Annotated in this window: 19 protein-coding genes; 7 read left to right on the top strand and 12 right to left on the bottom strand. The window is 70.5% G+C overall.

The annotated features are described in order from the left end of the window. Nucleotides 1-3: 3 nt before the first annotated feature. Entirely contained in the window at nucleotides 4-1311 is a 1308-nt protein-coding gene (locus HCC30_RS02885) for an MFS transporter (RefSeq protein WP_169440337.1), read from the bottom strand. A 156-nt stretch (nucleotides 1312-1467) separates the two neighbouring features. On the opposite strand from HCC30_RS02885, the gene HCC30_RS02880 reads away from it, so the two are divergent. Continuing rightward, nucleotides 1468-2502, top strand: coding sequence for a LacI family DNA-binding transcriptional regulator (locus HCC30_RS02880; protein WP_169440336.1), 1035 nt, complete (start codon nucleotides 1468-1470; stop codon nucleotides 2500-2502). Between the two features lie 65 nt (nucleotides 2503-2567). On the opposite strand, the gene prcA is transcribed toward HCC30_RS02880, so the two are convergent. The 5 genes from prcA to arc form a co-directional block, all read right to left on the bottom strand. Continuing rightward, nucleotides 2568-3377 (bottom strand): proteasome subunit alpha, encoded by an 810-nt coding sequence (prcA, locus tag HCC30_RS02875; RefSeq protein ID WP_169440335.1) that lies wholly within the window; start codon nucleotides 3375-3377, stop codon nucleotides 2568-2570. A 58-nt stretch (nucleotides 3378-3435) separates the two neighbouring features. Then, nucleotides 3436-4281, bottom strand: a complete 846-nt coding sequence (gene prcB, locus HCC30_RS02870) for a proteasome subunit beta (protein ID WP_169440334.1) — start codon at nucleotides 4279-4281, stop codon at nucleotides 3436-3438. Nucleotides 4282-4581: 300 nt separating this feature from the next. After that, a complete protein-coding gene (locus tag HCC30_RS02865) occupies nucleotides 4582-4800 on the bottom strand; it encodes a ubiquitin-like protein Pup (RefSeq protein WP_169440333.1) in 219 nt (72 codons plus the stop codon). Nucleotides 4801-5003: 203 nt separating this feature from the next. After that, the gene (gene dop, locus HCC30_RS02860; protein ID WP_169440332.1) at nucleotides 5004-6515 is read right to left on the bottom strand and encodes a depupylase/deamidase Dop; all 1512 of its coding nucleotides are present in this window, start codon (nucleotides 6513-6515) and stop codon (nucleotides 5004-5006) included. Between the two features lie 297 nt (nucleotides 6516-6812). Then, on the bottom strand, nucleotides 6813-8579 hold the full coding sequence (gene arc / locus HCC30_RS02855) for a proteasome ATPase (protein WP_169440331.1): 1767 nt from the start codon (nucleotides 8577-8579) through the stop codon (nucleotides 6813-6815). A 245-nt stretch (nucleotides 8580-8824) separates the two neighbouring features. Between arc and HCC30_RS02850 the strand changes: the two genes are divergently transcribed. Next, on the top strand, nucleotides 8825-9121 hold the full coding sequence (locus HCC30_RS02850; RefSeq protein WP_169440330.1) for a ferredoxin: 297 nt from the start codon (nucleotides 8825-8827) through the stop codon (nucleotides 9119-9121). Between the two features lie 84 nt (nucleotides 9122-9205). Here HCC30_RS02850 and HCC30_RS02845 read toward each other — a convergent pair whose 3' ends face one another. The 3 genes from HCC30_RS02845 to HCC30_RS02835 all read right to left on the bottom strand — a co-directional run bounded on the left by HCC30_RS02845 (nucleotide 9206) and on the right by HCC30_RS02835 (nucleotide 12445). Then, a complete protein-coding gene (locus tag HCC30_RS02845) occupies nucleotides 9206-9775 on the bottom strand; it encodes a hypothetical protein (protein ID WP_346776463.1) in 570 nt (189 codons plus the stop codon). Nucleotides 9776-9958: 183 nt separating this feature from the next. Then, nucleotides 9959-10861 carry a tRNA (adenine-N1)-methyltransferase gene (locus tag HCC30_RS02840; RefSeq protein ID WP_169440328.1) on the bottom strand — a complete coding sequence of 301 codons (903 nt, stop codon included), beginning with the start codon at nucleotides 10859-10861 and terminating at the stop codon, nucleotides 9959-9961. Nucleotides 10862-10870: 9 nt separating this feature from the next. Beyond that, nucleotides 10871-12445 (bottom strand): site-2 protease family protein, encoded by a 1575-nt coding sequence (locus tag HCC30_RS02835; protein WP_169440327.1) that lies wholly within the window; start codon nucleotides 12443-12445, stop codon nucleotides 10871-10873. A gap of 124 nt (nucleotides 12446-12569) precedes the next feature. On the opposite strand from HCC30_RS02835, the gene HCC30_RS02830 reads away from it, so the two are divergent. Further along, nucleotides 12570-13421, top strand: a complete 852-nt coding sequence (locus tag HCC30_RS02830; RefSeq protein WP_169440326.1) for a PD-(D/E)XK nuclease family protein — start codon at nucleotides 12570-12572, stop codon at nucleotides 13419-13421. Nucleotides 13422-13565: 144 nt separating this feature from the next. Continuing rightward, a complete protein-coding gene (locus tag HCC30_RS02825; protein ID WP_169440325.1) occupies nucleotides 13566-14240 on the top strand; it encodes a response regulator transcription factor in 675 nt (224 codons plus the stop codon). Between the two features lie 51 nt (nucleotides 14241-14291). On the opposite strand, the gene HCC30_RS02820 is transcribed toward HCC30_RS02825, so the two are convergent. The 3 genes from HCC30_RS02820 to metH all read right to left on the bottom strand — a co-directional run bounded on the left by HCC30_RS02820 (nucleotide 14292) and on the right by metH (nucleotide 20781). After that, nucleotides 14292-15893 (bottom strand): ABC transporter substrate-binding protein, encoded by a 1602-nt coding sequence (locus HCC30_RS02820; RefSeq protein WP_169440324.1) that lies wholly within the window; start codon nucleotides 15891-15893, stop codon nucleotides 14292-14294. Between the two features lie 490 nt (nucleotides 15894-16383). Beyond that, entirely contained in the window at nucleotides 16384-17085 is a 702-nt protein-coding gene (locus tag HCC30_RS02815; RefSeq protein ID WP_169440323.1) for an HAD family phosphatase, read from the bottom strand. 180 nt (nucleotides 17086-17265) lie between these two features. Beyond that, a complete protein-coding gene (gene metH, locus HCC30_RS02810; RefSeq protein WP_169440322.1) occupies nucleotides 17266-20781 on the bottom strand; it encodes a methionine synthase in 3516 nt (1171 codons plus the stop codon). Between the two features lie 311 nt (nucleotides 20782-21092). On the opposite strand from metH, the gene HCC30_RS02805 reads away from it, so the two are divergent. The 3 genes from HCC30_RS02805 to glpK all read left to right on the top strand — a co-directional run bounded on the left by HCC30_RS02805 (nucleotide 21093) and on the right by glpK (nucleotide 24501). Then, nucleotides 21093-21857: an IclR family transcriptional regulator gene (locus HCC30_RS02805; protein WP_169440321.1), complete on the top strand. Its 765-nt coding sequence runs from the start codon at nucleotides 21093-21095 to the stop codon at nucleotides 21855-21857. Nucleotides 21858-22124: 267 nt separating this feature from the next. After that, complete coding sequence (locus tag HCC30_RS02800; RefSeq protein ID WP_169440320.1) at nucleotides 22125-22877, top strand: MIP/aquaporin family protein; 753 nt, start codon at nucleotides 22125-22127, stop codon at nucleotides 22875-22877. A gap of 67 nt (nucleotides 22878-22944) precedes the next feature. Next, complete coding sequence (gene glpK / locus HCC30_RS02795) at nucleotides 22945-24501, top strand: glycerol kinase GlpK (RefSeq protein WP_169440319.1); 1557 nt, start codon at nucleotides 22945-22947, stop codon at nucleotides 24499-24501. Nucleotides 24502-24503: the final 2 nt, after the last annotated feature.

Genomic DNA, 24503 nt, shown 5'->3' with positions numbered 1-24503 from the left:
ACATTACGCCTGACGGCCCGATCTGAAACCGGGTTCGACGAGCCCGTTCCGATCATTTTCGCCCGCGTACGCCCGGGCCCGCACCGGCCCGGCGCCCGTCCGCGCGGACGACAACACCCGCCCCGTGAGCAGCAGTACGAGCAGCGCCGCCACCCCTCCGGCGCCCGCGACGCCGAAGGCTGCCGCAGGCCCGCCCCGCTCCAGGACGGGCCCGACCACGGCGGTGCCGGCGGCCGCGCCCACGCCGAAGGTGGTCACCAGCCAGGAGAACGCCTCGGTGACCGTCCCCGAGGGCGCGTGCCGGTCCACCACGACGAAGGCGCAGGCCAGCGCGGGCGCGAGGAACACCCCCGACACCCCGGCCAGCAGGGTCATCGCGGGCACGCCGGGCGTCCACGCCAGCGGCAGGTACCCGGCGGCCAGCGCGCCGACCAGGATGCGCAGCCGCCGCTCCGGCACTCCGGCCCAGTGCCGCGCCCCGTAGCCGACGCCGCCGACGAGCGCGCCGAGGCCCAGCGCGGACAGCAGGTAGCTGGAGACGAAGCCGCCGCCGTGCTCCTCCGCGTACCCGACGGCGGCGACGGCGATCGAGCCGAGCGCGAGGCCGACGAAGAAGAACGCGCCGAGCAGGACGAGCAGCCCGCCCGAGCGCAGCGCCCCCAGCCAGTGCGCCTCGCGGGGCGCGGAGCGCCAGGCCCGCGAGGGCGGCGAGACGACGACGGAGAGCGCCCCGAGCACCCCGAGCACGTTGATCACCAGCAGCGCGGCGGCCTCGCTCCACCCGGCGACCAGCAGCGTCACCAGCATCGGGCCGACGGCGAACATGACCTCCTGGGCGACCGCGTCCAGCGCGTACGCGGCCTGCACGGCGTGCGCGCCGGAGCCCTGGCCGCGCTCCTCGTCGCCGGACCCGTCGCCCAGGACGCTCGGCCACAGCGCGCGCAGCCCGCCCTCCAGCGGCGGCGTGAAGAGCCCGGCCACCAGGACGGCCGCCGCGGCGACCGGTACCGGGTCGGGGCCCGCGGCCGCGAACAGCGCCATGCCGACGGCCGAGACCACCGCGGCGGGCAGCATCACCCGCGGCTGGCCGAACAGGTCGACGAGCCGGCCCAGCGCGGGCTGGCCGACCGCCGTGGCCAGCCCGTAGACGGCGGAGAGGATGCCGGCGAGCGAGTAACTCCCGCCCTCGGCGCGGGTGAAGAGGACGATCGCCAGCGGCGCCGTCGCGTTCGGCAGCCGCCCCACGAGCGTCCCCGCGAGCAGCCGGAGCGCGTGTTTCGCGCGCAGCAGTCGTCCGTATCCCGTCGCCATGCCGTGCCGCCCCTCTCGCCGCCCCGCACCGGGGTCATACGTATAACGCGCGGGTCATACGTACCATGTCGGCACCCCGTTCCACAGCCCCGCGCGCACGGTTCAGGCCGCCGCGGCACCCGGGACGGGCCGCACCCCAGGAGAGGACACCGGAGCATGGCGAGCCCGCGGCAGGACGACGGACGGCGCGTCACCGGCCGGGACGTGGCCCGGCGGGCGGGCGTCTCGCAGGCGACCGTCTCGCTCGTGCTCGGCGGCAAGGGCGAGGGCCGCGTCTCGGCCCGCACCGCCGAGGCCGTCACCGCGGCGGCGCAGGCCCTCGGCTACCGCCCCAACCTCGCGGCCCGCAGCCTCCGGCTGGGGCGCACCAGGACGGCGCTGCTCGTCGTCCCCGTCCTCGGCAGCGACTTCTTCGCGCGGGTGCACACCGGCGCGGCCGCCGTCGCCGCCGAGCACGACTTCGGCGTGGTCCTCTACCCGTCGCCCGAGGGCACGGGCCCCGCGCCCGACCCCTTCGGCTCGTCCCGCACGGCGCTCGACGGCGTCATCGCCTCCTCGATGGCGCCCGAGGCCCTGGCCGCGCTCCGCGAGGCCGGGCTGCCGCTGGTGATGCTCGACAGCGACCCCGCGGCGCCGGACGCGGCGGCCACCGTCAACCTGGACATCGCCGACGGCATGCGGCAGACCGTCGCCCACCTCACCGGGCTCGGCCACCGCCGCCTCGCCCACCTCGCCGCGGCCGTCGACTCCTGGACGTTCCGCGAGCGCGCCCGCGCGCTGTCCGGGGCGCTCACGGGCACGGGCGCCGCGCTGCTGCGCACCGAGCGCACCGCGCTCGCCGTCCCGGAGGCGTGCGCCGCCGCGACGCGCGCCCTCACCGCGCCGGGGCCCCGGCCCACGGCGCTGGTCTGCGACGACGACCTGGTCGCCGCCGGCGCCTGCAAGGCGGCGCGACGGCTCGGCCTGCGCGTCCCCGAGGACGTGTCCGTCACCGGCTTCGACGACCTGACGCTGGCCACCGCGCTCGAACCCGAACTCACCACCGTCCGGCTGCCCGCCGAGGAGTTCGGCGCCGCCGGCATGCGGGCCCTGCTCGCCGGCCTCTCCCCCGCACACGGCCCCGCCCCCGGCGGCGCGGCGCTGCCCGTCACCCTCGTCCCGCGCGGCTCCACCGGCCCGGCGCCCGCCTGACGGCGCGCCCAAACACGCGTGCCCCGGCGGGAGTTGACCCGCCGGGGCACCTCACACGTGCCGGCTCAGTCCGGCTTCGATGCACCGCTCTCGCCCGAACCGTCCGCGTCCTCCGCGCCCGAACCCGGCTCCTGCGCACCGGAGTCGGCCGCGTCGGAACCGGACGCGCCCGCGGGCGCCTCGTCCAGCAGCCGCGAGAGCTGGGTGCCCAGCACCCGCTTGAACTTCCGCTGCTGCGGCCGCTTCCGGTCCAGCACGGCGACCTCCAACTGGTCGCCCGTCAGGCTCCGCTCGCCGCCGTTGTTGTCCCGCGAGAGGGAGGCGACGGCGAGCTTCAGCGCCTCACTCAGCGACATGTCGTCGCGGTGCCGCTGGTCCAGATACGTGCTGATCTGCTCGGCGTTGCCGCCGACCGCGACCGAGCCGTGCTCGTCCACGATCGAACCGTCGTGCGGCAGCCGGTAGATCTGGTCGTCCTCCGGCTCCGGACCGACCTCGGCGACGATCAGCTCGACCTCGTACGGCTTCTCGCCGTTGCTGGAGAAGATCGTGCCAAGCGTCTGCGCGTACACGTTCGCGAGGCCGCGTGCGGTGACGTCCTCCCGGTCGTAGGTGTAGCCCCGCAGATCCGCGTAACGGACGCCGCCGATCCGCAGATTCTCGAACTCGTTGTACTTGCCGACCGCCGCGAAGGCGATCCGGTCGTAGATCTCACTGACCTTGTGCAGCGCGCGCGAGGGATTCTCCGCGACGAACACGATGCCGTCGGCGTACTGCAACACGACCACGCTGCGCCCGCGCGCGATGCCCTTGCGGGCGTACTCGGCGCGGTCCGCCATGGCCTGCTGTGGTGAGACATAGAACGGCGTCGACACCGGCTATCCGTCCCTTCCTGTCTGTCCGTCAGGGCGTACGGGCCCCATGAGCATGTGGCTAGGAGACCGGGGCCTGCGGCCCGTTGGGCAGCTCCAGCCGGCCCTCGTGCACCGTGCGCGCGATCCCGGCGACCTCGTCGTCGGGCAGCCGCCGGAAGCCCTCGTCCGTGATGACGGTGACGATCGGGTAGATCCGCCGCGTCAGGTCGGGGCCGCCGGTGGCCGAGTCGTCGTCCGCCGCGTCGTACAGCGCCTGCACGACGGCCGTCGCGGCCTGCTGCTCCGTCAGGTCCTCGCGGTAGAGCTTCTTCAGGGAGCCGCGCGCGAAGACCGAACCCGAGCCGACGGCCGCGAAGCCCGGCTCCTCGGAACGCCCGCCCGTCACGTCGTAGCTGAAGATCCGGCCCTTGCCGCGGTTGACGTCGTACCCCGCGAACAGCGGGACGACCGCCAGCCCCTGCATGGCCATGCCGAGGTTGCTGCGGATCATCGTGGAGAGGCGGTTGGCCTTGCCCTCCAGGGAGAGCTGCGAGCCCTCGACCTTCTCGAAGTGCTCCAGCTCCAGCTGGAAGAGCTTCACCATCTCGACCGCGAGCCCGGCCGTGCCCGCGATGCCCACCGCCGAGTACTCGTCGGCGGGGAAGACCTTCTCGATGTCCCGCTGGGCGATGACGTTGCCCATCGTCGCCCGCCGGTCGCCGGCCAGCAGCACACCGCCGGGGAAGGCGGCGGCGACGATCGTCGTCCCGTGCGGTGCTTCCACGGCGCCCTCCACGCGCGGCAACGGCCGGTTACCGGGGAGCACTTCGGGAGCGTGCTCGGACAGGAAGTCCATGAACGAGGATGAACCAGGCGTCAGGAAGGCAGCTGGCAGACGCCCGTTGCTACGAGTGTTGGCTTCCACACGTTTCCTTCCACGTAGGCAATTGGCCCGTATCGACTGGCCGGGCCGGTCCTTGAACTGCCCCTGGGCCGCGGTGCGGCTGAAGCACATTACGCCACGGACCCTACCCTTCGGACTGGCGTGATCCACATGCTTCGGATCTTCCGTACGGAGCGGGACCCCGGGCCCCGCCCCGTACGCCGGACGGCCTGCGCGCGAGCGGTACTGCCCGCGGGCAGGCCGCCCGGCGAATTCCTCGGTCAGCCTCGCGGCTCACGTCCGTCCGTTCCGGCCCCGCGGCCGGGAGGGACGGTGGCGGAATTACTCCCCGCCCTTCTGCACGAAGGAGCGGACGAAGTCCTCTGCGTTGGACTCGAGTACGTCATCGATTTCGTCGAGCACGGAATCCACGTCGTCCGAGAGAGCCTCCTGGCGTTCCTTGAGGTCCTCGGACGACTGGGTTTCTTCGACCTGTTCCTCGGTCTCCTCGGTCTGGCGCGTCGCCTTCTGCTGACCGCCGCCGGTGTCCTTGGTCGCCATTTCCCTCACCCCGCTCGGTTCGGTGTACGCGAGACGTGCAAGATCAGACCCTACAAGCAGGGACCGACTTCGGCTCCGTACTTTCCGGTACTTCCCTGCACCTGCTTCAACGTCCGGAAGCCATAGCGATGATTCCCCCGCGGGGGACGCGATAGCCCCCGATCCGGCCCCGGATCGGTACCGCCCGGTGCGCGCGCTGCCCCTCAGTGGCCGGAAAGCACCCGCACCAGTTCCTCGGCCGTGCGACAGCGGTCCAGCAGCGCCTTGACGTGGTCCCTGGTGCCCCGCAGCGGCTCCAGGGTGGGCACGCGCTGGAGGGAGTCGCGGCCCGGCAGGTCGAAGATCACCGAGTCCCAGCTCGCGGCGGCGACGTCGTCCGCGTACTGCTCCAGGCAGCGGCCGCGGAAGTACGCCCTGGTGTCCTCCGGCGGCTTGCCCACGGCCCGGCGGACGTCCTCCTCGGACAGCAGCCGCTGGATCTTCCCGCGCTCGGCCAGCCGGTTGTAGAGCCCCTTGTCGCGGCGTACGTCCGCGTACTGGAGGTCGACCAAGTGCAGCCGCGGCGCGTCCCATTCGAGGCCGTCCCGGCGCCGGTAGCCCTCCATCAGCTCCCGCTTGGCGACCCAGTCCAGCTCCCCGGAGAGGCTCATCGGGTCGGTCTCCAGGCGCGTGAGGACGTCTTCCCAGCGGGTGAGGACGTCCTGGGTCTGGGCGTCCGCGTCCGCGCCCCAGCGCTCCTCGACGTACTTCCTGGCCAGCTCGCAGTACTCCATCTGCAACTGGACAGCGGTGAGTGTCCGCCCGCTGCGCAGCGTGATCAGCCGGCCGAGCCCCGGGTCGTGCGAGACCTGGTGGAGGGTGCGTACGGGCTGGTCGACGGCGAGATCGACGGCGATGAAGCCGTCCTCGATCATCGACAGGACCAGCGCGGTGGTGCCCAGCTTGAGATAGGTGGACACTTCGGAGAGGTTCGCGTCACCGATGATGACGTGCAGGCGCCGGTACTTCTCCGCGTCGGCGTGCGGCTCGTCGCGGGTGTTGATGATCGGGCGCTTGAGCGTCGTCTCCAGGCCCACCTCGACCTCGAAGTAATCGGCCCGCTGGCTCAGCTGGAAGCCGTGCTCGCTGCCGTCCTGCCCGAGCCCGACCCGGCCGGCGCCGCAGACGACCTGCCGGGAGACGAAGAACGGCGTCAGGTGCCGCACGATGTCCGAGAAGGCGGTCTCCCGCTTCATCAGGTAGTTCTCGTGCGTCCCGTACGAGGCGCCCTTGTTGTCGGTGTTGTTCTTGTAGAGGTGGATCGGCTGGGTACCGGGAACCTCGGCGGCCCGCTCCGCGGCCTCCGCCATGATCCGCTCGCCCGCCTTGTCCCACAGCACCGCGTCCATCGGGTTGGTGACCTCGGGGGCGCTGTACTCGGGGTGCGCGTGGTCGACGTAGAGCCGGGCGCCGTTGGTGAGGATGACGTTGGCCAGGCCGATGTCCTCGTCCGTGAGCTGGCTGGCGTCGGCGGCCTCGCGCGCGAGGTCGAAGCCGCGGGCGTCCCGCAGCGGGTTCTCCTCCTCGAAGTCCCAGCGGGCGCGGCGCGCCCGGTGCATCGCCGCCGCGTACGCGTTGACGACCTGGGACGAGGTGAGCATGGCGTTGGCGCCCGGATGTCCCGGCACGGAGATCCCGTACTCGGTCTCGATGCCCATTACTCGCCGTACGGTCATGCGGCCCTCCTTGCCCGGCGGCGGCCCGCGGCCGGGTCACCGCTCAAGTCCCGCCGCACGACCGGCCCGCTTCCGCTGCGTTCCCCGCCGCCCGCGGCCGGGGCCGCGGAGGTGGGGAGCTTCCCGGTACAGAGCCTAAATCGCGCGAGCGGACGTGTGGAGATCACTCGGCGGACTTCTCGGACTCGTCCTCGGACTGCTCTCGGACGTCACTCGGACTGCTAAACAGTCCGGCTGCGGATCCCGGCGGCCCGCTCGCGGCGGATCCGCCGGCTCCGCAGCCGGACGGTGACTGCTCTACAGGTACTGGCCGGTGTTGGCCACCGTGTCGATGGACCGGCCGGTGTCCGCGCCCTGCTTCCCGGTGACGAGGGTGCGGATGTAGACGATCCGCTCGCCCTTCTTGCCGGAGATGCGGGCCCAGTCGTCGGGGTTGGTGGTGTTGGGCAGGTCCTCGTTCTCCTTGAACTCGTCGACGCAGGCGGCGAGAAGGTGGGAGACGCGCAGGCCCCGCTGGTTCTGGTCGAGGAAGGCCTTGATCGCCATCTTCTTGGCCCGGCCCACGATGTTCTCGATCATGGCACCGGAGTTGAAGTCCTTGAAGTAGAGCACTTCCTTGTCACCGTTGGCGTAGGTGACCTCGAGGAAGCGGTTCTCCTCCGACTCCGCGTACATCTGCTCCACGACGGACTGGATCATCGCGTCCACCGCGGCGTCCCTGCTGTCGCCGTGCTCGCTCAGATCGTCCACGTGCAGCGGGAGGTTGGGCGTCAGGTACTTCGAGAAGATGTCCTTCGCGGCCTCGGCGTCCGGACGCTCGATCTTGATCTTCACGTCGAGACGGCCGGGGCGGAGGATCGCCGGGTCGATCATGTCCTCGCGGTTCGAGGCACCGATGACGATGACGTTCTCCAGGCCCTCGACACCGTCGATCTCGGAGAGCAGCTGCGGAACGATGGTGTTCTCCACGTCCGAGCTGACGCCGCTGCCGCGGGTGCGGAAGAGCGAGTCCATCTCGTCGAAGAAGACGATGACGGGGGTGCCTTCGCTCGCCTTCTCCCGGGCGCGCTGGAAGACGAGGCGGATGTGCCGCTCCGTCTCGCCGACGTACTTGTTGAGGAGCTCCGGGCCCTTGATGTTGAGGAAGTAGCTCTTCCCCTGGGGCTTGCCCGTCACCTCGGCGACCTTCTTGGCCAGCGAGTTGGCGACGGCCTTCGCGATCAGCGTCTTGCCGCAGCCGGGCGGGCCGTAGAGCAGAACGCCCTTGGGCGGGCGCAGTTCGTGCTCCTTGAACAGGTCGGGGTAGAGATAAGGGAGTTCGACCGCGTCCCGGATGAGCTCGATCTGGCCGCCGAGTCCACCGATCTTGGTGTAGTCGATGTCCGGGACCTCTTCGAGGACGAGTTCCTCGACCTCGCTCTTGGGCACCACCTCGTAGACATAGCCGGAGCGCGGCTCCAGCAGGAGCGCGTCGCCCGCGCGGATGGTGGTGTCGAGCAGCGGCTCCGCGAGCCGTACGACCCGCTCCTCGTCGGTGTGCCCGACGACGAGGGCGCGCTCGCCGTCCTCGAGGATCTCCTTGAGCGTGACGATGTCGCCGGCGCGCTCGAACTCCATGGCCTCGACCACGTTGAGCGCTTCGTTGAGCATGAGCTCCTGGCCGCGCCTGAGCTCTTCGAGTTCGACGCTTGGACTGACGTTCACCCGCAGTTTGCGTCCGCCGGTGAAGATGTCGGCCGTACCGTCCTCGTTCGCCTGCAGAAAGACACCGAAACCCGCCGGTGGCTGTGCCAGCCGGTCGACCTCCTCCTTGAGGGCCACGATCTGATCGCGCGCCTCACGGAGCGTGTTGGAGAGCCGCTCGTTCTGAGCGGTCACGCCGGCCAGGTTGGTCTGCAGCTCGACGATCCGCTCCTCAAGAATCCGAGTATGGCGCGGAGAGTCAGCGAGCTTGCGGCGCAGGACGGCGATTTCCTGCTCTAGATACGCGACCTGAGCGGACGGGTCATCGGAACCTCGACCGGCCCGGGTGCCGCGGTTGATGTCGTCGTCGTGGGCTGCCACGGTCCTCACCTCCTCCAGGGGGAGCTGGACGCTTCCTGACCCTACCTGGGCCGGTGCGGGTTGAAACCCCTAGATCACAAAGACGTGTCGGGGTGTGTCCGATCTTCACCCTTGCGCACTCCCTCACGCCTGGGGAATACCCACCCATCAACATCGGAAAGCCGCCGGTTGTATGGTCAGGAAGGTCAACACCCTTCGTGGGTGGCACTATTCCGATATCGAGCGCAGGAACGGCAGGCACAAGGATGAGCACCGGCAGCACCGGCGATGAGGCTCTCGAGGTCTGGATCGACCAGGACCTGTGCACGGGCGACGGCATCTGCGCGCAGTACGCACCCGAGGTCTTCGAGCTGGACATCGACGGGCTGGCGTACGTCAAGAGTGCCGATGACGAACTCCTGCAGACCGAGGGCGCGACGACCCCGGTTCCGCTTCCGCTGCTGAACGACGTGGTGGATTCGGCCAAGGAGTGCCCGGGCGACTGCATTCACGTGCGCCGGGCTTCCGACCGCGTAGAGGTCTACGGTCCCGACGCCGAGTGACGACCGTGGGCGCCGGGGTCTCCCCCGGCGCCCACGGAGGGCGGCGTTTTTCCCAACGGCCGCCGTATGACGCTGTGTAGCGCGTCAGATGCTCTGCGCACTCCCCGCGACAGGAGCGGGGATCAGCTCGAACTGACCGTTCTTCCACTCCCACTTCACGTCACGCTGCCGGTCCGGGCAGCAGCGCGGGACCTCGGACGAGGAGTAGCCGAGCAGCGTCGCGGAGACGGTCCCCTCGCTGACGCGGAAGTCCTTCACCTGCATCCGCTCGTCGGCCGGGACGAGCGTGGTGACGACCTTCGGGGCCTTGCCCGGGTCGTCGGTCGGGGCGAGCACGAAGATGCCGTGCGGCGGGCTGCCGGTCTCCGAGTCGCAGCGGGCGACGGCGACGGTCTCGCTGCGGCCGTCATGGTCGAAGTCGGTGGCGGCCTGGTCGACGACGTCGACCGGAGCCCCCGGCTTCCCGCAGTCGAGCGGGTAGTTCGCCTCCGTGGCGTTGGGCGCGGAGCCCACGGAGGCGGTGGTGAGGCTGGTGGAATGCGCCGGTTCGGCGGCGGGCTGGACGAAGGCGGTGGCCCCGACGACGGCGGCGAGAGCCGTGGCGGTGGCGACCCAGTGCACGGTGCGGGTACGGGTGTGTGGCAGTTCCGTCACGCCTGGTGACTCCTGTGAGAAATATGCTGCGGGGGATTCCGAGCATCGTGCCATACGTCACACGTCCGCGGAACGGCGGGGGTGCCTTCGCTCACCGGCCTTCCGTACCCAACACAGCGGCCCCGCGGGCGAGTTGGTGACTCGCCCGCGGGGCCGCTCGAGGGTTCCGGTCCTGGCCGGCGGTTACTTCTTGGCGCCCGAGGTGCTGCCCGGGCCCGTGTAGTCCTCGCCGTACGCGCCCTTGGAGGGACGGCGGCGGCGGAGCGGGGGCTCCACGCCGTCGGCGAGACGGCGTGCGGTCAGCAGGAAGCCGGTGTGGCCGATCATGCGGTGGTCGGGGCGTACGGCGAGGCCCTCGACGTGCCAGTTGCGGACCATGGTCTCCCAGGCCTGCGGCTCGTTGAAGGTGCCGTGCTCGCGGATCGTCTCGACCATGCGCGCCATCTGCGTGGTGGTCGCGACGTAGCAGCAGACGATGCCGCCGGGGACCAGCGCCTTGGAGACGGCGTCGAGGCACTCCCAGGGGGCGAGCATGTCGAGGATGACGCGGTCGACCTCGGTGTCGCTCAGGTTGTCCTGGAGGTCTCCGACGGTGAGGGTCCACGCGGGGTGGGGACCGCCGAAGTACCGCTGGACGTTCTGCTCGGCGATCTCGGCGAAGTCGCTGCGGCGTTCGTAGCTGTGCAGCATGCCGTCGTCACCGATGGCGCGCAGCAGGAAGGTGCTCAGCGAGCCGGATCCGACACCCGCCTCGACGACGCGCGCGCCGGGGAAGATGTCGGCCATGGCGAGCACTTGGCCGGCGTCCTTGGGGTAGACGACCGCGGCTCCGCGGGGCATGGACAGGACGTAGTCGGGGAGCAGGGGGCGCAGCGCCAGGTAGGCGACGTTTCCGGTCGTACGGACGACACTGCCCTCAGGGGCGCCGATCAGTTCGTCGTGCGGGAAGGCACCCTTGTGGGTGTGGAAGCTCTTCCCGGCTTCGAGCGTGATCGTGTAGTGGCGTCCCTTGGGATCGGTGAGCTGGACCTGGTCCCCGACCTTGAAGGGCCCGCGACGGCGGGCGGCACCGGTCGGTTCGGACATACGCACAGACTAACGGTTGTGACCGGGGCTCTTTCCCATGGCCGCGACGAAGGCCCGCTCGACGTCCCCGGTGGCCAGTACTCCGTAGATCGCGCCGGTGTCCTCGACGACCAGGTACTCGGTGGCCGGAGTGGCCCGCAGATGGTCCAGCAGCTCCTCGCCGGCGAGCTCGGCGGGGACCCGCATCCCGTCCTTCAGGTCCTGCGCGAGCGTGCTCACCGCGACCCAGGGGCGGCGGTGTTCGGGGACGCCGACGATCGCGGCCTCGCGGACCAGCGACAGCGGTTCGCCCAGGCCGTCGACGACGACGAGGGCGCGGGCGCCCGCGTCGTTGGCCCGGCGCAGCGCCTCGGAGAGCGGGGTGTCCGTGCGTACCGGCACGGCGCGGCGGGTGAGGGCGCGGGCGCGCAGCTCGGGCAGGTGCTCCCGCAGCCGCGCCATGCGCAGGCTGTTCCCCGCGCCGGTCCAGATGATCGCGGCGAGGATCGCGGCGAGCAGCGCGTCGGTGAGGGTGTCGACGCCGCTGAGGCCGTCCTCGGTGAGGCCGGTGGCGTGCGTGGTCAGCGGGAGCCCGACCAGGACGACGAGGGCCAGCGCGCGGCCCGTCCAGGCGGCGAAGACGGTGCCGGTCATCGGCCGGCCGCTGAGCTTCCAGACCAGGGCGCGCAGCATCCGCCCGCCGTCGAGCGGGAGTCCGGGCAGCAGGTTGAAGACGGCGACGATCAGGTTGGAGACCATCAGGCCCGCGAGCAGCACGCCCGGGACGGTGCCGGGCTCGACGGCCTGCATGCCCGCGTAGAAGATCCCGGCGAGGACGAGGGAGAGCAGCGGGCCGACGAAGGCGAGGACGAACTCGCGTCCCGGCGTCTCGCTCTCCTTCTCGATCTCGGAGACGCCGCCGAAGAACTGCAGCTGGATCCGCCGGACCGGGAGCCGGAAGCGGAGCGCGGCGACGGTGTGCGCCAGTTCGTGGATGAGGACGGAGGCGTAGAAGGCGACGGCGAAGAAGAGCGCGATCAGGTACCGGGTGAAGCCGAGGTGCGGCAGCACGCGGTCGAGCTGGCCGCCGAAGACCCAGGTGATCAGCGCCGCGACGAGGAACCAGCTCGGCGCGACGTACACGGGCACGCCGAAGGGGCGGCCCATGAGGATGCCGCCGCCCGCTGGGCGGGTCCGCCGGTCCTCGGCGGGGGTGGGCGCGGGCTTGGGGGGCGGGTGCTCGTCCGGGGCGCCGGTGGGCTCGGGGGCTTCGGCGGGGGTGTTCCCGGGCTCCGTGGGCTTGGTGAGCTCGGGGGGCTTGGTGGGCTCGGGTGCCTCGTCGGCGGCGTCGTCGCCCGCGTTCCCCCCGTCCGGCTTCGGCTCGGCCTCGGCGGACGGGGTCTCCTCGTCCGGCGTCGCGTCGCGGGGGCCGGACGGGGCGGTGTCGTCGGTGCCGTCGGGCTCGTGCGCGCCGGTGGCCTCGGCGGCCTCGGGGCGCTCGTGTCCCCGGCGGCGCTCGCCGTCCTCGCGGACGCCGTCGCCGCGGGCGCCGGACGGAGCTGCTCCGTCCGTGCGCTGGTTGCCGCCGTTGTCCGTGTCCTCCACGGGTTCCCCTCTGCTGCTGCCTCGCACCCCGCGCTGCGCGGTTGCCCATGATCATGCAGGACGGGGCTGTATGCAGTCGATGGTATGCGCCACTTGTCAGTGGCGGCCCGTAGGGTCGTACCCCATGAGAACCCGTGCCGCATCGCCGCCCAGCTCGCTGTCGCCGTCCCGCGCGGGCGACTTCATGCAGTGCCCGCTGCTGTACCGGTTCCGGGTGATCGACAAGCTGCCGGAGCGCCCGTCCTCCGCCGCCACCCGCGGCACGGTCGTGCACGCGGTGCTGGAGCGGCTGTTCGACGCCCCCGCCGAGCAGCGGGACGCGCCGCTCGCGCGCTCGCTGGTGCCCGGCGAGTGGGAGCGGCTGCTGGCCAAACGGCCCGAGCTGGCCGAGCTGTTCGCGGACGACACCGAGGACGGCGCGGAGCTGGCCCGCTGGCTCTCCGAGGCGGAGCAACTGGTCGAGCGCTGGTTCACGTTGGAGGATCCGGCGCGTCTGGAGCCCGCCGAGCGCGAGCTGTTCGTGGAGGCGAAGCTCGATTCGGGGCTGCGGCTGCGCGGGGTGATCGACCGCGTCGACATCGCGCCGACGGGCGAGGTCCGGATCGTCGACTACAAGACGGGCAAGGCGCCGCGTCCGGAGTTCCGGGACGGCCCGCTGTTCCAGATGAAGTTCTACGCGCTGGTGCTGTGGCGGCTGCGCGGGGTGGTGCCCCGGCGGCTCCAGCTGGTCTTCCTCGGCAGCGGCGACGTCCTGACGTACGACCCGGACGAGAGCGATCTGCGGGGCGTGGAGCGGAAGCTGCTGGCGCTGTGGGACGCGATCTCGCGGGCGACGGAGACGGGCGACTGGCGTCCGAAGCCGAGCAAGCTGTGCGACTGGTGCGATCACCAGGCGCACTGCCCCGAGTTCGGCGGCACTCCCCCGCCGTACCCGCTGATGATCCAGCCGCGCCTGCCGGAGCCCCGCTCCGAATGACGGGGGCGCCGCGCTCCGAATGACGGGGGCGCCGCGCTCCGGGTGAGGCACGGTCCGGCGTCGCCGGGGCGGGGCCGCGCCGGGGTGGCGGCTGGGCGAGAATGAGGGCGCACCTGCTGTCTGCCGTCCCTGGAGGGAATTTACGTGGCTGTCCGCGTTCTGCTGGTCGACGACCAGCCGCTGTTGCGCACCGGCTTCCGCATGATCCTGGAGGCGGAGTCGGACATCGCCGTCGTCGGTGAGGCGGGGGACGGCCTCCAGGCCCTGGACCAGGTGCGGGCCCTCCAGCCCGACGTGGTGCTGATGGACATCCGGATGCCGCGCATGGACGGCGTCGAGGCGACCCGCCGGATCACCGGCCCCGCGAAGGACGGCCCGGCGAAGGTCCTCGTCCTGACGACCTTCGACCTCGACGAGTACGTGGTCGAGGCGCTGCGGGCCGGGGCGAGCGGCTTCCTGCTGAAGGACGCGCCCGCCGGGGAACTGGTGCAGGCGATCCGGGTGGTGGCCGAGGGCGAGGCGATGCTGGCCCCGAGCATCACCCGGCGGCTGCTGGACAAGTACGCGGGGAAGCTGCCCTCGGGCGAGGAGCCGGCGCCGAACACGCTGCACCAGCTCACGGAGCGCGAGGTCGAGGTGCTGAAGCTGGTGGCGCGCGGCCTGTCGAACGCGGAGATCGCCGCGGATCTGTTCGTCAGCGAGACGACGGTCAAGACGCACGTCGGCCATGTGCTGACGAAGCTGGGCCTGCGGGACCGCGTGCAGGCCGCGGTGTACGCCTACGAGAGCGGACTGGTGCACCCGGGCGCCTCGCAGTAGCGCCCCGCGGGTTCCCCGCGCCCGGAGGGACGCGGGGAACCGCGCGGCGGGTCAGCCCTTCGCGCCCCGGGCCAGTTCCCAGAGCTGGAGGCCCGAGGAGGAGTTGAGGACCCACTCGACGCCGGTGATGTCGTCGCCGGCGGCGACGTACTGCTTGCCCTGCCACAGCGGGAGCACCGGCACCTCCTCGGCGACGATGTCCTGCACGCGCCCGAACTGGCCGGTGGTGGAGGTGCGTTCGGCCTCGCGGCGGGTCTGCGGGATCAGCTTGTGGCGGATCTCGGTGTTGGTGTACGAGCTGTTGAGGAAGTTGTTCTTCTCGAAGAACGGGGCGATGTAGTTGTCCGGGTCGGGGAAGTCCGGGAACCAGCCGTAGCTGTAGACCTGGTACTCGCCCTCCTGGGCCGCGGGACGGTACTTGTCCCAGGGCACGCCCTTGACCTCGACGTCGAACAGCCCGCTGGAGTTGAGCTGCTTCTTCAGCGTCGCGAACTCCTTGGCGGTGGCCTCGCCGTAGTGGTCGGTGGTGTAGTGCATCGTCAGCTTGACCGGGGTGTTGATGCCGGCCTTGCGGAGGATGTCGCGGGCCGCCTTGGCGTCGGGCTCGCCGTACTCGTTGAAGAACGAGTTGCGGTGGCCGGTGAGGCCGCCGGGGACGAGGGAGTACAGCGGCTCCGAGGTGCGCGCGTAGGCGTCGCGGACGAGCTCCTGGCGGTCGATGAGCTGCGCCATGGCCTGGCGTACGGCCTTGCGTCCGGCGGTGCCGTCCTCGGTGTTGAAGACCAGGTAGCGGATCTCCTGGCCGGGCTGCTCGACGAGCTCGATGTCGTCCTCCCGGTTGTTCTCCAGCTTGGAGATCTGGCCGGGCGAGATGGTGCGGTTCATCAGGTCGATGTCGCCGGAGGTGAGCGCCTTCTCCATGTCGCCCGAGCTCGGGTAGAAGCGCATCTCGATCTTCTGGTTCCGTACCTTCAGCCCGCCCTTGTAGTCCGGGTTGCGGGTGAAGACGGCCTTCTTGTCGTCGCCGTCGAAGTCGCCGAGCGTGTACGGGCCGGAGCCGGTGACCTTGAAGCCCTTGACGAAGTCGTCGATCGGGTAGGTCTCGCTGTCGACGATGGAGGCGGCCGGGGTGGCGAGCTTGTACGGGAAGGTGGCGTCCGGCTTCTTGAGGTGGAAGACGACCTCGGTGTCGCTGGTGGCCTCGACCTTGTCGACGTCGCTCAGCAGGGTCGCCGGGCCGTTGTCGAAGTTGATGCCGAGGACGCGCTTGACGGAGAACTCCACGTCCTTGGCGTCGAGTCGGTGCCCGTTGGAGAACTGCAGTCCGTCCCGGATGGTGCAGCGGTACTGCTCGTTCTGCTGGTCGGTGAACCCGCAGCGCTCGGCGGCGTCGGGCACCGGCTCGGTGCCGGAGCGGGGCATGCGCAGCAGCGTCTGGAAGGTGTTGCGCATGACGTTCCAGGCGCTGACGTCGTAGGAGGCCGCCGGGTCGAAGGGGGCGGGAGTGTCCTTGGTGACCGCGAAGTGGTCGGTGGTGCCGACCGCGATGGTGCTGCCTTCTCCGTCCTCGGCGCCGGAGCCCGAGCCGCAGGCGGCGAGCGTGGGGACGAGCAGCCCGGCGAGCGCGGGCAGCACCAGAGTCTTGCGGTTCATCGTCGGTTGTCTCCCTCGTCCGGCCGGGGGTTGCTGCGGGGTTCTGCGCGGAGTTCCGGGGGTACTTCCGCGGGTGATTGCGGTAGGAAATGGCCGGGATGCAGACGTTAGTACTTCGGGGACCGCAATCCGGAACACGGAGGTGGCAACAAGCCGCCCCATACCGATTGTCGTGGACCGGCGTCCGGCATCCGGACACGCGTACGTACCCGTTCTTCCACGCATCAATGCGGACACAAGGTGACGGTCCCACGCGCCGGAAACCCCCTCCCACCACAGCTTTCGGCATCCGTCGAGGTCCGGATGCGTGAGAAAGCTCACCTTTCGAGCAGGGCCTCAACTGGCCGTGAATCCCTCCGCCTTGAGGAATGTTCAGGTAACGGAGAATGCACGGTCAATTGCTGAGGGTCTTCCCTCGCTTTTTCTCCACCGGGCATTCGGGGCCGGGAATCCCCGCATTACCCGGCCCGTTGACCGACCGCGTCCCGGATCAGCCCGTGACGGCCACCGCGGAGCGCAGAAAACCCAGGTCGACCTGTTCCAGGGACTCCACGACCGTGCGCCCCGGCGCCGCGTCGATCGGCGCCACCGAGGGCACCGCCACGACCCGGCAGCCCGCCGCCTCGGCGCTCGCCACGCCCGTCACGGTGTCCTCCAGCACGGCGCAGCGCGCCGGGTCGACGCCGAGCCTGGACGCGGCCAGGAGGTACGGGTCCGGGTGCGGCTTCGTCCGCTCCAGCTCGTCACCGGCGACGGTCAGCCGGAAGTGCTCGGCGCCGATCGAGGTGAGCATCTGGTCGACGACGGCGCGGTGCGAGGCGGAGACGAGCGCGGCCGGCACGCCCCGCGCGGAGAGTTCGGCGAGCAGCCGCCCCGCGCCCGGCATCAACGGGACGCCCCTGCGCAGCCGTTCGATGAACTTCTCGTTCAGCAGCGCGGACAACTCCTCCAGCGCGATGTCCGCCCCCGTGGCCTCGATCAGGAACCCGGCGCTCCGGGACATCGGCCCGCCGACGACGATCTGCCGCCACTCGTCGCGCAGTACGTGACCCAGCGCGGCGAACGCCTCGACCTCCGCGTCCCACCAGAAGCCCTCCGTGTCCACGAGGGTCCCGTCCATGTCGAGCAGTACGGCCTGCAGTGACGGGCCCTCGGCGGTCAGTGTGCCGAGCGTCTGGATGGAACTGGTCATCCGCGTACACCTCCAGGAGAAGAAGAGAACCGGCCGCCCCTCCCCCGCGGGAACTCCCGCGGGAGGGGGACGGCCGGCTCTTCACCGGACCGGTCAGTGTACGACGGCGCGGTCGGGACGGAGGTCAGGACCGGACGACGGCCCGGCCTTCACCGGGGCCGCCGTCGGTCCGTACCCGCGTCAGCGGGCGTTGAAGTACTTCGCCTCCGGGTGGTGGATGACGATGGCGTCGGTGGACTGCTCGGGGTGGAGCTGGAACTCCTCCGAGAGTTCGACGCCGATCCGCTCCGGCTCCAGCAGGCGGGCGATCTTCGCCCGGTCCTCCAGGTTGGGGCAGGCGCCGTAGCCGAGGGAGAAGCGGGCGCCCCGGTACTTGAGCGCGAACATGTCGGCGATGTCGTCCGGGTCCTCGCCCCCGACGCCCAGTTCGCCGCGGACGCGCGCGTGCCAGTACTCCGCCAGTGCCTCGGCCAGCTGCACCGAGACGCCGTGCAGCTCCATGTAGTCGCGGTAGTTGTTGTTCGCGAACAGCTCGGCCGCGGCCACGTCCACCTTGGAGCCGATGGTGACCACCTGGAGGCCTACGACGTCGGTCTCCCCGCTGTCCTCCGGACGGAAGAAGTCCGCCAGGCACAGCCGACGGCCGCGCCGCTGCCGGGGGAAGGTGAAGCGGGTCAGCTCGCTGCCGTCCTCACCCAGCAGGATGAGGTCGTCGCCCTTCGAGACGCACCGGTAGTAGCCGTAGATGACCGCGGACTCCAGGAGGTTCTTGGCCTGGAGCTCGTCGAGCCAGCCGCGCAGCCGCGGCCGCCCCTCGTTCTCCACCAGCTCGTCGTAGCTGGGGCCGTCGCCCTTGCGGGACTCCTTCAGGCCCCACTGGCCCTTGAAGAGCGCGCCCTCGTCGATCCAGGAGGCGTAGTCCTTGAGGCCGATGCCCTTGACGACGCGGCTGCCCCAGAACGGCGGTTCGGGCACCGGGTTGTCGACGGCGACGTCCGAGCGGACCGAGCCGTCGTTGACCTCCGGCTCCTCGATCTCGATGTCCCGCTTGGGCACCCTGCGCTGCTTCAGCGGCGGCAGCTCGACGCCGGGGACGCCGCGCTTGACGCCCATCAGCGCGTCCATCAGGCGCAGGCCCTCGAACGCGTCCTTGGCGTACCGGACTTCGCCCTCGTAGATCTCGTGCAGATCCTGCTCGACGTAGGCCCGGGTGAGGGCCGCGCCGCCGAGGATGACGGGGAAGTCCCCGGCCATCTTGCGGGCGTTCAGCTCCTCCAGGTTCTCCTTCATGATCACGGTGGACTTCACCAGGAGCCCGGACATCCCGATGATGTCCGCCTTGTGCTCCTCGGCGGCCTCCAGGATCGCGGAGACGGGCTGCTTGATGCCCAGGTTGACCACGTTGTAGCCGTTGTTGGAGAGGATGATGTCGACGAGGTTCTTGCCGATGTCGTGCACGTCGCCGCGCACGGTGGCCAGGACGATGGTGCCCTTGCCGTCCTCGTCCTCGTTCTTCTCCATGTGCGGCTCCAGGTAGGCCACCGCGGTCTTCATGACCTCGGCGGACTGGAGCACGAACGGCAGCTGCATCTGGCCGGAGCCGAAGAGCTCACCGACGACCTTCATGCCCTCCAGCAGCGTGTCGTTGACGATGTCGAGCGCGGGACGCTCCTCCATCGCCGCGTCGAGGTCGGCCTCCAGGCCGTTCTTCTCGCCGTCGATGATCCGGCGCTGGAGACGCTCCTCCAGCGGCAGCGCGGCGAGTTCCTCGGCCTTGCCCGCCTTCATCGACTTCATGTCGACGCCCTCGAAGAGGGTCAGCAGCTTCTGCAGCGGGTCGTAGTCGTCGGTGCGCCGGTCGTAGATGAGGTCCAGTGCCGTCTGGACCTGCTCCTCCTCCAGGCGCGCGATCGGCAGGATCTTGCTGGCGTGCACGATCGCCGAGTCGAGGCCGGCCTTGACGCACTCGTCGAGGAAGACGGAGTTGAGCACGACGCGGGCGGCCGGGTTGAGACCGAAGGAGATGTTCGACAGGCCGAGCGTCGTCTGGACGTTCGGGCGCCGCTTCTTCAACTCCCGGATGGCCTCGATGGTGTTGACGCCGTCCTTGCGGGACTCCTCCTGACCGGTGCAGATGGTGAAGGTCAGGGTGTCGATGAGGATGTCCGACTCGCGGATGCCGTAGTTCGACGTCAGGTCGTCGATGATCCGCTCGGCGATTTCGACCTTGTTCTCGGCCGTACGGGCCTGGCCCTCCTCGTCGATGGTCAGCGCCATCAGGGCGGCGCCGTGCTCGCCCGCGAGCGTGGCGACGCGCGCGAAGCGGGACTCGGGGCCCGCACCGTCCTCGTAGTTCACGGAGTTGATGACGGCACGGCCGCCCAGGCACTCCAGGCCCGCCTGGATGACGTCGACCTCGGTGGAGTCCAGCACGATCGGCAGCGTCGCCGCGGTGGCGAACCGGCTCGCCAGCTCCTTCATGTCGGCGACGCCGTCCCGGCCCACGTAGTCCACGCACAGGTCGAGCATGTGCGCGCCCTCGCGGATCTGGTCGCGGGCCATCTCGACGCAGTCGTCCCAGCGGCCTTCCAGCATGGCCTCGCGGAACTTCTTGGAGCCGTTGGCGTTCGTCCGCTCGCCGATCGCCATGTGCGAGTTGTCCTGCCGGAACGGCACCGTCTGGTACAGCGAGGCGGCGCCGGGCTCGGGCTGCGGGGTGCGCTCGGACGGCTGGGTGCCGCGCACCCGCTCGACCAGCTGGCGCAGGTGCTCGGGCGTGGTGCCGCAGCAGCCGCCGACGAGGGAGAGGCCGTAGTCGCGGACGAACGTCTCGTGCGCGTCGGCGAGTTCGGCCGGGGTGAGGGGGTAGTGCGCGCCGTCCTTGCCGAGGACGGGCAGACCGGCGTTGGGCATGCAGGAGATCGGGATGCGCGAGTGCTGCGCGAGGTAGCGCAGGTGCTCGCTCATCTCGGCCGGGCCGGTGGCGCAGTTGAGGCCGATCATGTCGATGCCGAGCGGCTCCAGCGCGGTGAGGGCCGCGCCGATCTCGGAGCCCAGCAGCATGGTGCCGGTGGTCTCGACCGTGACGGAGCAGATCAGCGGCAGGTTGGAGCCGATCGCCTCCTGCGCGCGACGGGCGCCGATCAGCGCCGCCTTGGTCTGCAGCAGGTCCTGGGTGGTCTCGACGAGCAGCGCGTCGGCGCCGCCCGCGATCATCCCCTCGGCGTTGATCTGGTACGCGTCCCGCAGCGTCGTGTACGGGGCGTGGCCCAGGGTGGGCAGCTTCGTGCCCGGGCCCATGGAGCCGAGCACCCAGCGCTGGCGGCCGTCCTTGGCCTGGTACTCGTCGGCGACGCCGCGGGCGATGGCGACGCCGGACTCGGAGAGTTCGTAGTTGCGGTGGGTGATGTCGTACTCGTTCAGCGCCGCGAAGTTGGCGCCGAAGGTGTTGGTCTCGACGCAGTCCACGCCGGCGTCGAAGAACTCGGCGTGGACGTTGCGGATGATGTCCGGACGCGTGAGGTTGAGAATCTCGTTGCAGCCCTCAAGCTGCTCAAAGTCGTCGAGGCTCGGGTCCTGCGCCTGAATCATCGTGCCCATGGCGCCGTCGGCGACGACCACGCGCTCGGCGAGGGCCGCCCTGAGGGCGTCGGCACGGGGAAACTTGGCTGAGGACGTACTGCTCGGCGAGGCCATGAAGGTAGCTCCCTAAGGGTGCGACGACTGTCGGCTATGTGCTGTCCAGCGGTCCAGTGGGACAGCGCACCCGATCAGGGTATCTGGCGGGCACAAGAGTGCGGGTGGACATTCCGCCTGCCGGACGCCCGGAGCGGCCTCCCGGCTACCGTCGCGTCGGCATCACGAGATAACGTTCGACATTGTCGAACCGCGACCGTAAAGGTCCCGCACGTTCTGTAAGTTCTGCGGGTTCCATAACGTTCCACCACTTCACCGCGTGCGCCGCGGCGTACCGCCCCGGTGAAGAGCAAGGCCAGGGAGGCGCCTGAATGGCCCGGACCATCCAGTCACTGGAGCGCGCGGCCGCCGTGCTGCGGCTGCTGGCGGGCGGTGAGCGACGGCTCGGCCTCTCCGACATCGCCTCGGCTCTGGAGCTCCCCAAGGGTACGGCGCACGGCCTGCTCCGCACCCTCCAGCAGGAGGGCTTCGTCGAGCAGGACCAGGCGACGGGCAAGTACCAGCTGGGCGCCGAGCTGCTGCGCCTGGGCACCAGCTATCTGGACGTGCACGAGCTGCGCGCACGGGCCCTGGTGTGGGCGGACGACCTGGCGCGCTCCCGCGGGGAGAGCGTCTACCTGGGCGTGCTGCACCAGCAGGGCGTGCTGATCGTGCACCACGTCTTCCGCCCCGACGACAGCCGGCAGGTGCTGGAGGTCGGCGCGATGCAGCCGCTGCACAGCACCGCGCTGGGCAAGGTGCTGTGCTCCTACGACCCGGTGGCCCACAGCGAGGCGATGGACACCGAGCGGGAGGCGTTCACCCAGCGCACCCTCACCAGCTCCGAGGACTTCGAGGGCGTGCTCGACCTCACACGGGCGCGCGGCTGGGGAGCGGACGTGGAGGAGACGTGGGAGGGCGTGGCCTCGGTGGCCGCGCCGATCCACGACCGGCGGCGGATGCCGGTCGGCGCCGTGGGCGTGACGGGCGCCGTGGAGCGATTGTGCGAGGGCGAGACGCTGCGCCCCGAACTGGTGGCGGCCGTACGGGACTGCGCCCGCGCGGTCTCCCGCGACCTGGGCGCGACGCGCTTCTAGCGGGGCCCTCGACGGCGTCCTCGGCCCCGGGAATCCGGGGCGTCCGCGGGCCCGTCGAGCCGGGTCCGCACCCCCGGCCGCACCGGGACGAAAGCCGGGCAAAGGCACCGTCTGCGTGACTGTCCGGTCACTGCCCGGAGTACCGGCTCACAGCCCCTTGACGAGATCTCCACAGGGAGAAAAACTGCCGTCCGGCGGTCGACATTGTCGAACACCGGACGGGACCCGGTCCGCCCTTCATCTGGACAAAGGACAAAGGAGTCGCGGGTGTCCAGCTCCGACATTTTCATCGGCGAAACCCTGGGGACAGCCATCCTCGTGCTGCTCGGCGGCGGTGTCTGCGCCGCCGTGACGTTCAAGCGCTCCAAGGCGTTCGAGGCCGGCTGGGTCGCCATCGCGTTCGGCTGGGGATTCGCCGTCCTCACCGGCGCGTACGCGGCCCAGATATCCGGCGCGCACCTCAACCCGGCGGTCACCGTCGGCCTCGCCATCGAGGGCACCACCGAGTGGGCGGACGTTCCGCTCTACTGGGGCTGCCAGCTGCTCGGGGCCATGATCGGCTCGGTCCTCGTCTGGCTCGCGTACCAGGGCCAGTTCCGTGCCGAGCTCACCTCCCCCGAAATGGAAGCGCGGGCGAAGGACAACCCCGGCCCGGTGCACGGCGTCTTCTTCACGTCACCGGAGATCCGGAACGCGGCACAGAACCTCACCACCGAGGTCATCGCGACGTTCGTGCTGGTCATCGCGATCCTCACGCAGGGCCTCACCAAGGGGGTCGGCGTCTCGGGCATCGGGGCGCTGCTGACCGCGCTCGTCGTCGTCGGCATCGGTCTGTCGCTGGGCGGTCCGACGGGATACGCGATCAACCCGGTCCGCGACCTGGGGCCGCGCATCGTGCACGCGCTGCTGCCGCTGCCGAACAAGGGCGGCTCCGACTGGTCGTACGCCTGGATTCCGGTGGTCGGCCCGCTGATCGGCGGGGCACTGGCCGGTGGCGTCTACACGGTCGCCTTCGCCTGATTCCGCAGACTTCGGGGTACGGCCCACACCGGCCGGGTCCCTCACCGAAAACTTCTTGGAGCACCACATGACCGACACCCACAGCACCGGCGACGGGCAGGGCACGACCTCCCACGGACAGGGCCCGTTCATCGCAGCGATCGACCAGGGCACCACGTCCAGCCGCTGCATCGTGTTCGACAAGGACGGCCGCATCGTCTCGGTCGACCAGAAGGAACACGAGCAGATCTTCCCGAAGCCGGGCTGGGTCGAGCACGACGCCGCCGAGATCTGGACGAACGTGCAGCGCGTCGTCGCCGGTGCCATGGCCAAGGCCGGCGTCACCAAGGACGACGTCAAGGCGCTGGGCATCACCAACCAGCGTGAGACCACGCTGATCTGGGACAAGGCCACCGGCGCCCCGGTGCACAACGCGGTGGTGTGGCAGGACACCAGGACCGACGGCCTCTGCCGCGAACTGGGCCGCAACGTCGGCCAGGACCGGTTCCGCCGCGAGACGGGCCTCCCGCTCGCCTCGTACTTCTCGGGCCCCAAGATCCGCTGGCTGCTGGACAACGTCGACGGCCTGCGCGAGCGCGCGGAGCGCGGCGAGCTGCTGTTCGGGACGATGGACTCCTGGGTCATCTGGAACCTCACCGGCGGCCCCGACGGCGGACGGCACGTCACCGACGTCACCAACGCCTCGCGCACGATGCTGATGAACCTGCGCTCGCTGTCCTGGGACGAGAAGATCTGCGAGTCGCTGGACATCCCGATGTCCATGCTCCCGGAGATCCGTTCCTCCGCCGAGGTGTACGGCGAGGCCACCGGCGCGCTCGCGGGCGTCCCCGTCGCCTCGGCCCTGGGCGACCAGCAGGCCGCGCTGTTCGGGCAGACCTGCTTCGACACCGGCGAGGCCAAGTCCACCTACGGCACCGGCACGTTCCTGCTGATGAACACCGGCACCGAGGCGGTCAACTCGTACAACGGCCTGCTGACGACGGTCGGTTACCGCATCGGCGACCAGGACCCGGTGTACGCGCTGGAGGGCTCCATCGCCGTCACCGGTTCGCTGGTGCAGTGGATGCGGGACCAGATGGGCCTGATCAACTCGGCGGCCGAGATCGAGACGCTCGCCAGCTCCGTCGAGGACAACGGCGGCGCGTACTTCGTGCCCGCCTTCTCCGGTCTGTTCGCGCCCTACTGGCGCGCGGACGCGCGCGGTGTCATCGCCGGTCTCACCCGGTACGTCACCAAGGCGCACCTGGCCAGGGCCGTGCTGGAGGCCACGGCCTGGCAGACCCGCGAAATCGTCGACGCCATGCAGAAGGACTCCGGCGTCGAGATGACCGCCCTCAAGGTCGACGGCGGCATGACCTCCAACAACCTGCTGATGCAGACGATCTCGGACTTCACGGACGCGCCTGTGGTGCGCCCCATGGTCGCCGAGACCACCTGCCTCGGCGCCGCGTACGCGGCCGGGCTCGCCGTCGGTTTCTGGAGCGGCACCGACGAACTGCGGGCCAACTGGAAGCGGGCGGCCGAGTGGACGCCCCGGATGGACGCGGACGCCCGCGACCACGAGTACAAGAACTGGCTCAAGGCCGTCGAGCGGACCATGGGCTGGATCGAAGAGGAGAGCTGAGA

It is taken from the genome of Streptomyces sp. HNM0574 (assembly GCF_012726235.1).
GTDB lineage: Bacteria > Actinomycetota > Actinomycetes > Streptomycetales > Streptomycetaceae > Streptomyces.
This window is presented reverse-complemented; position numbering and strand designations above follow the sequence as displayed.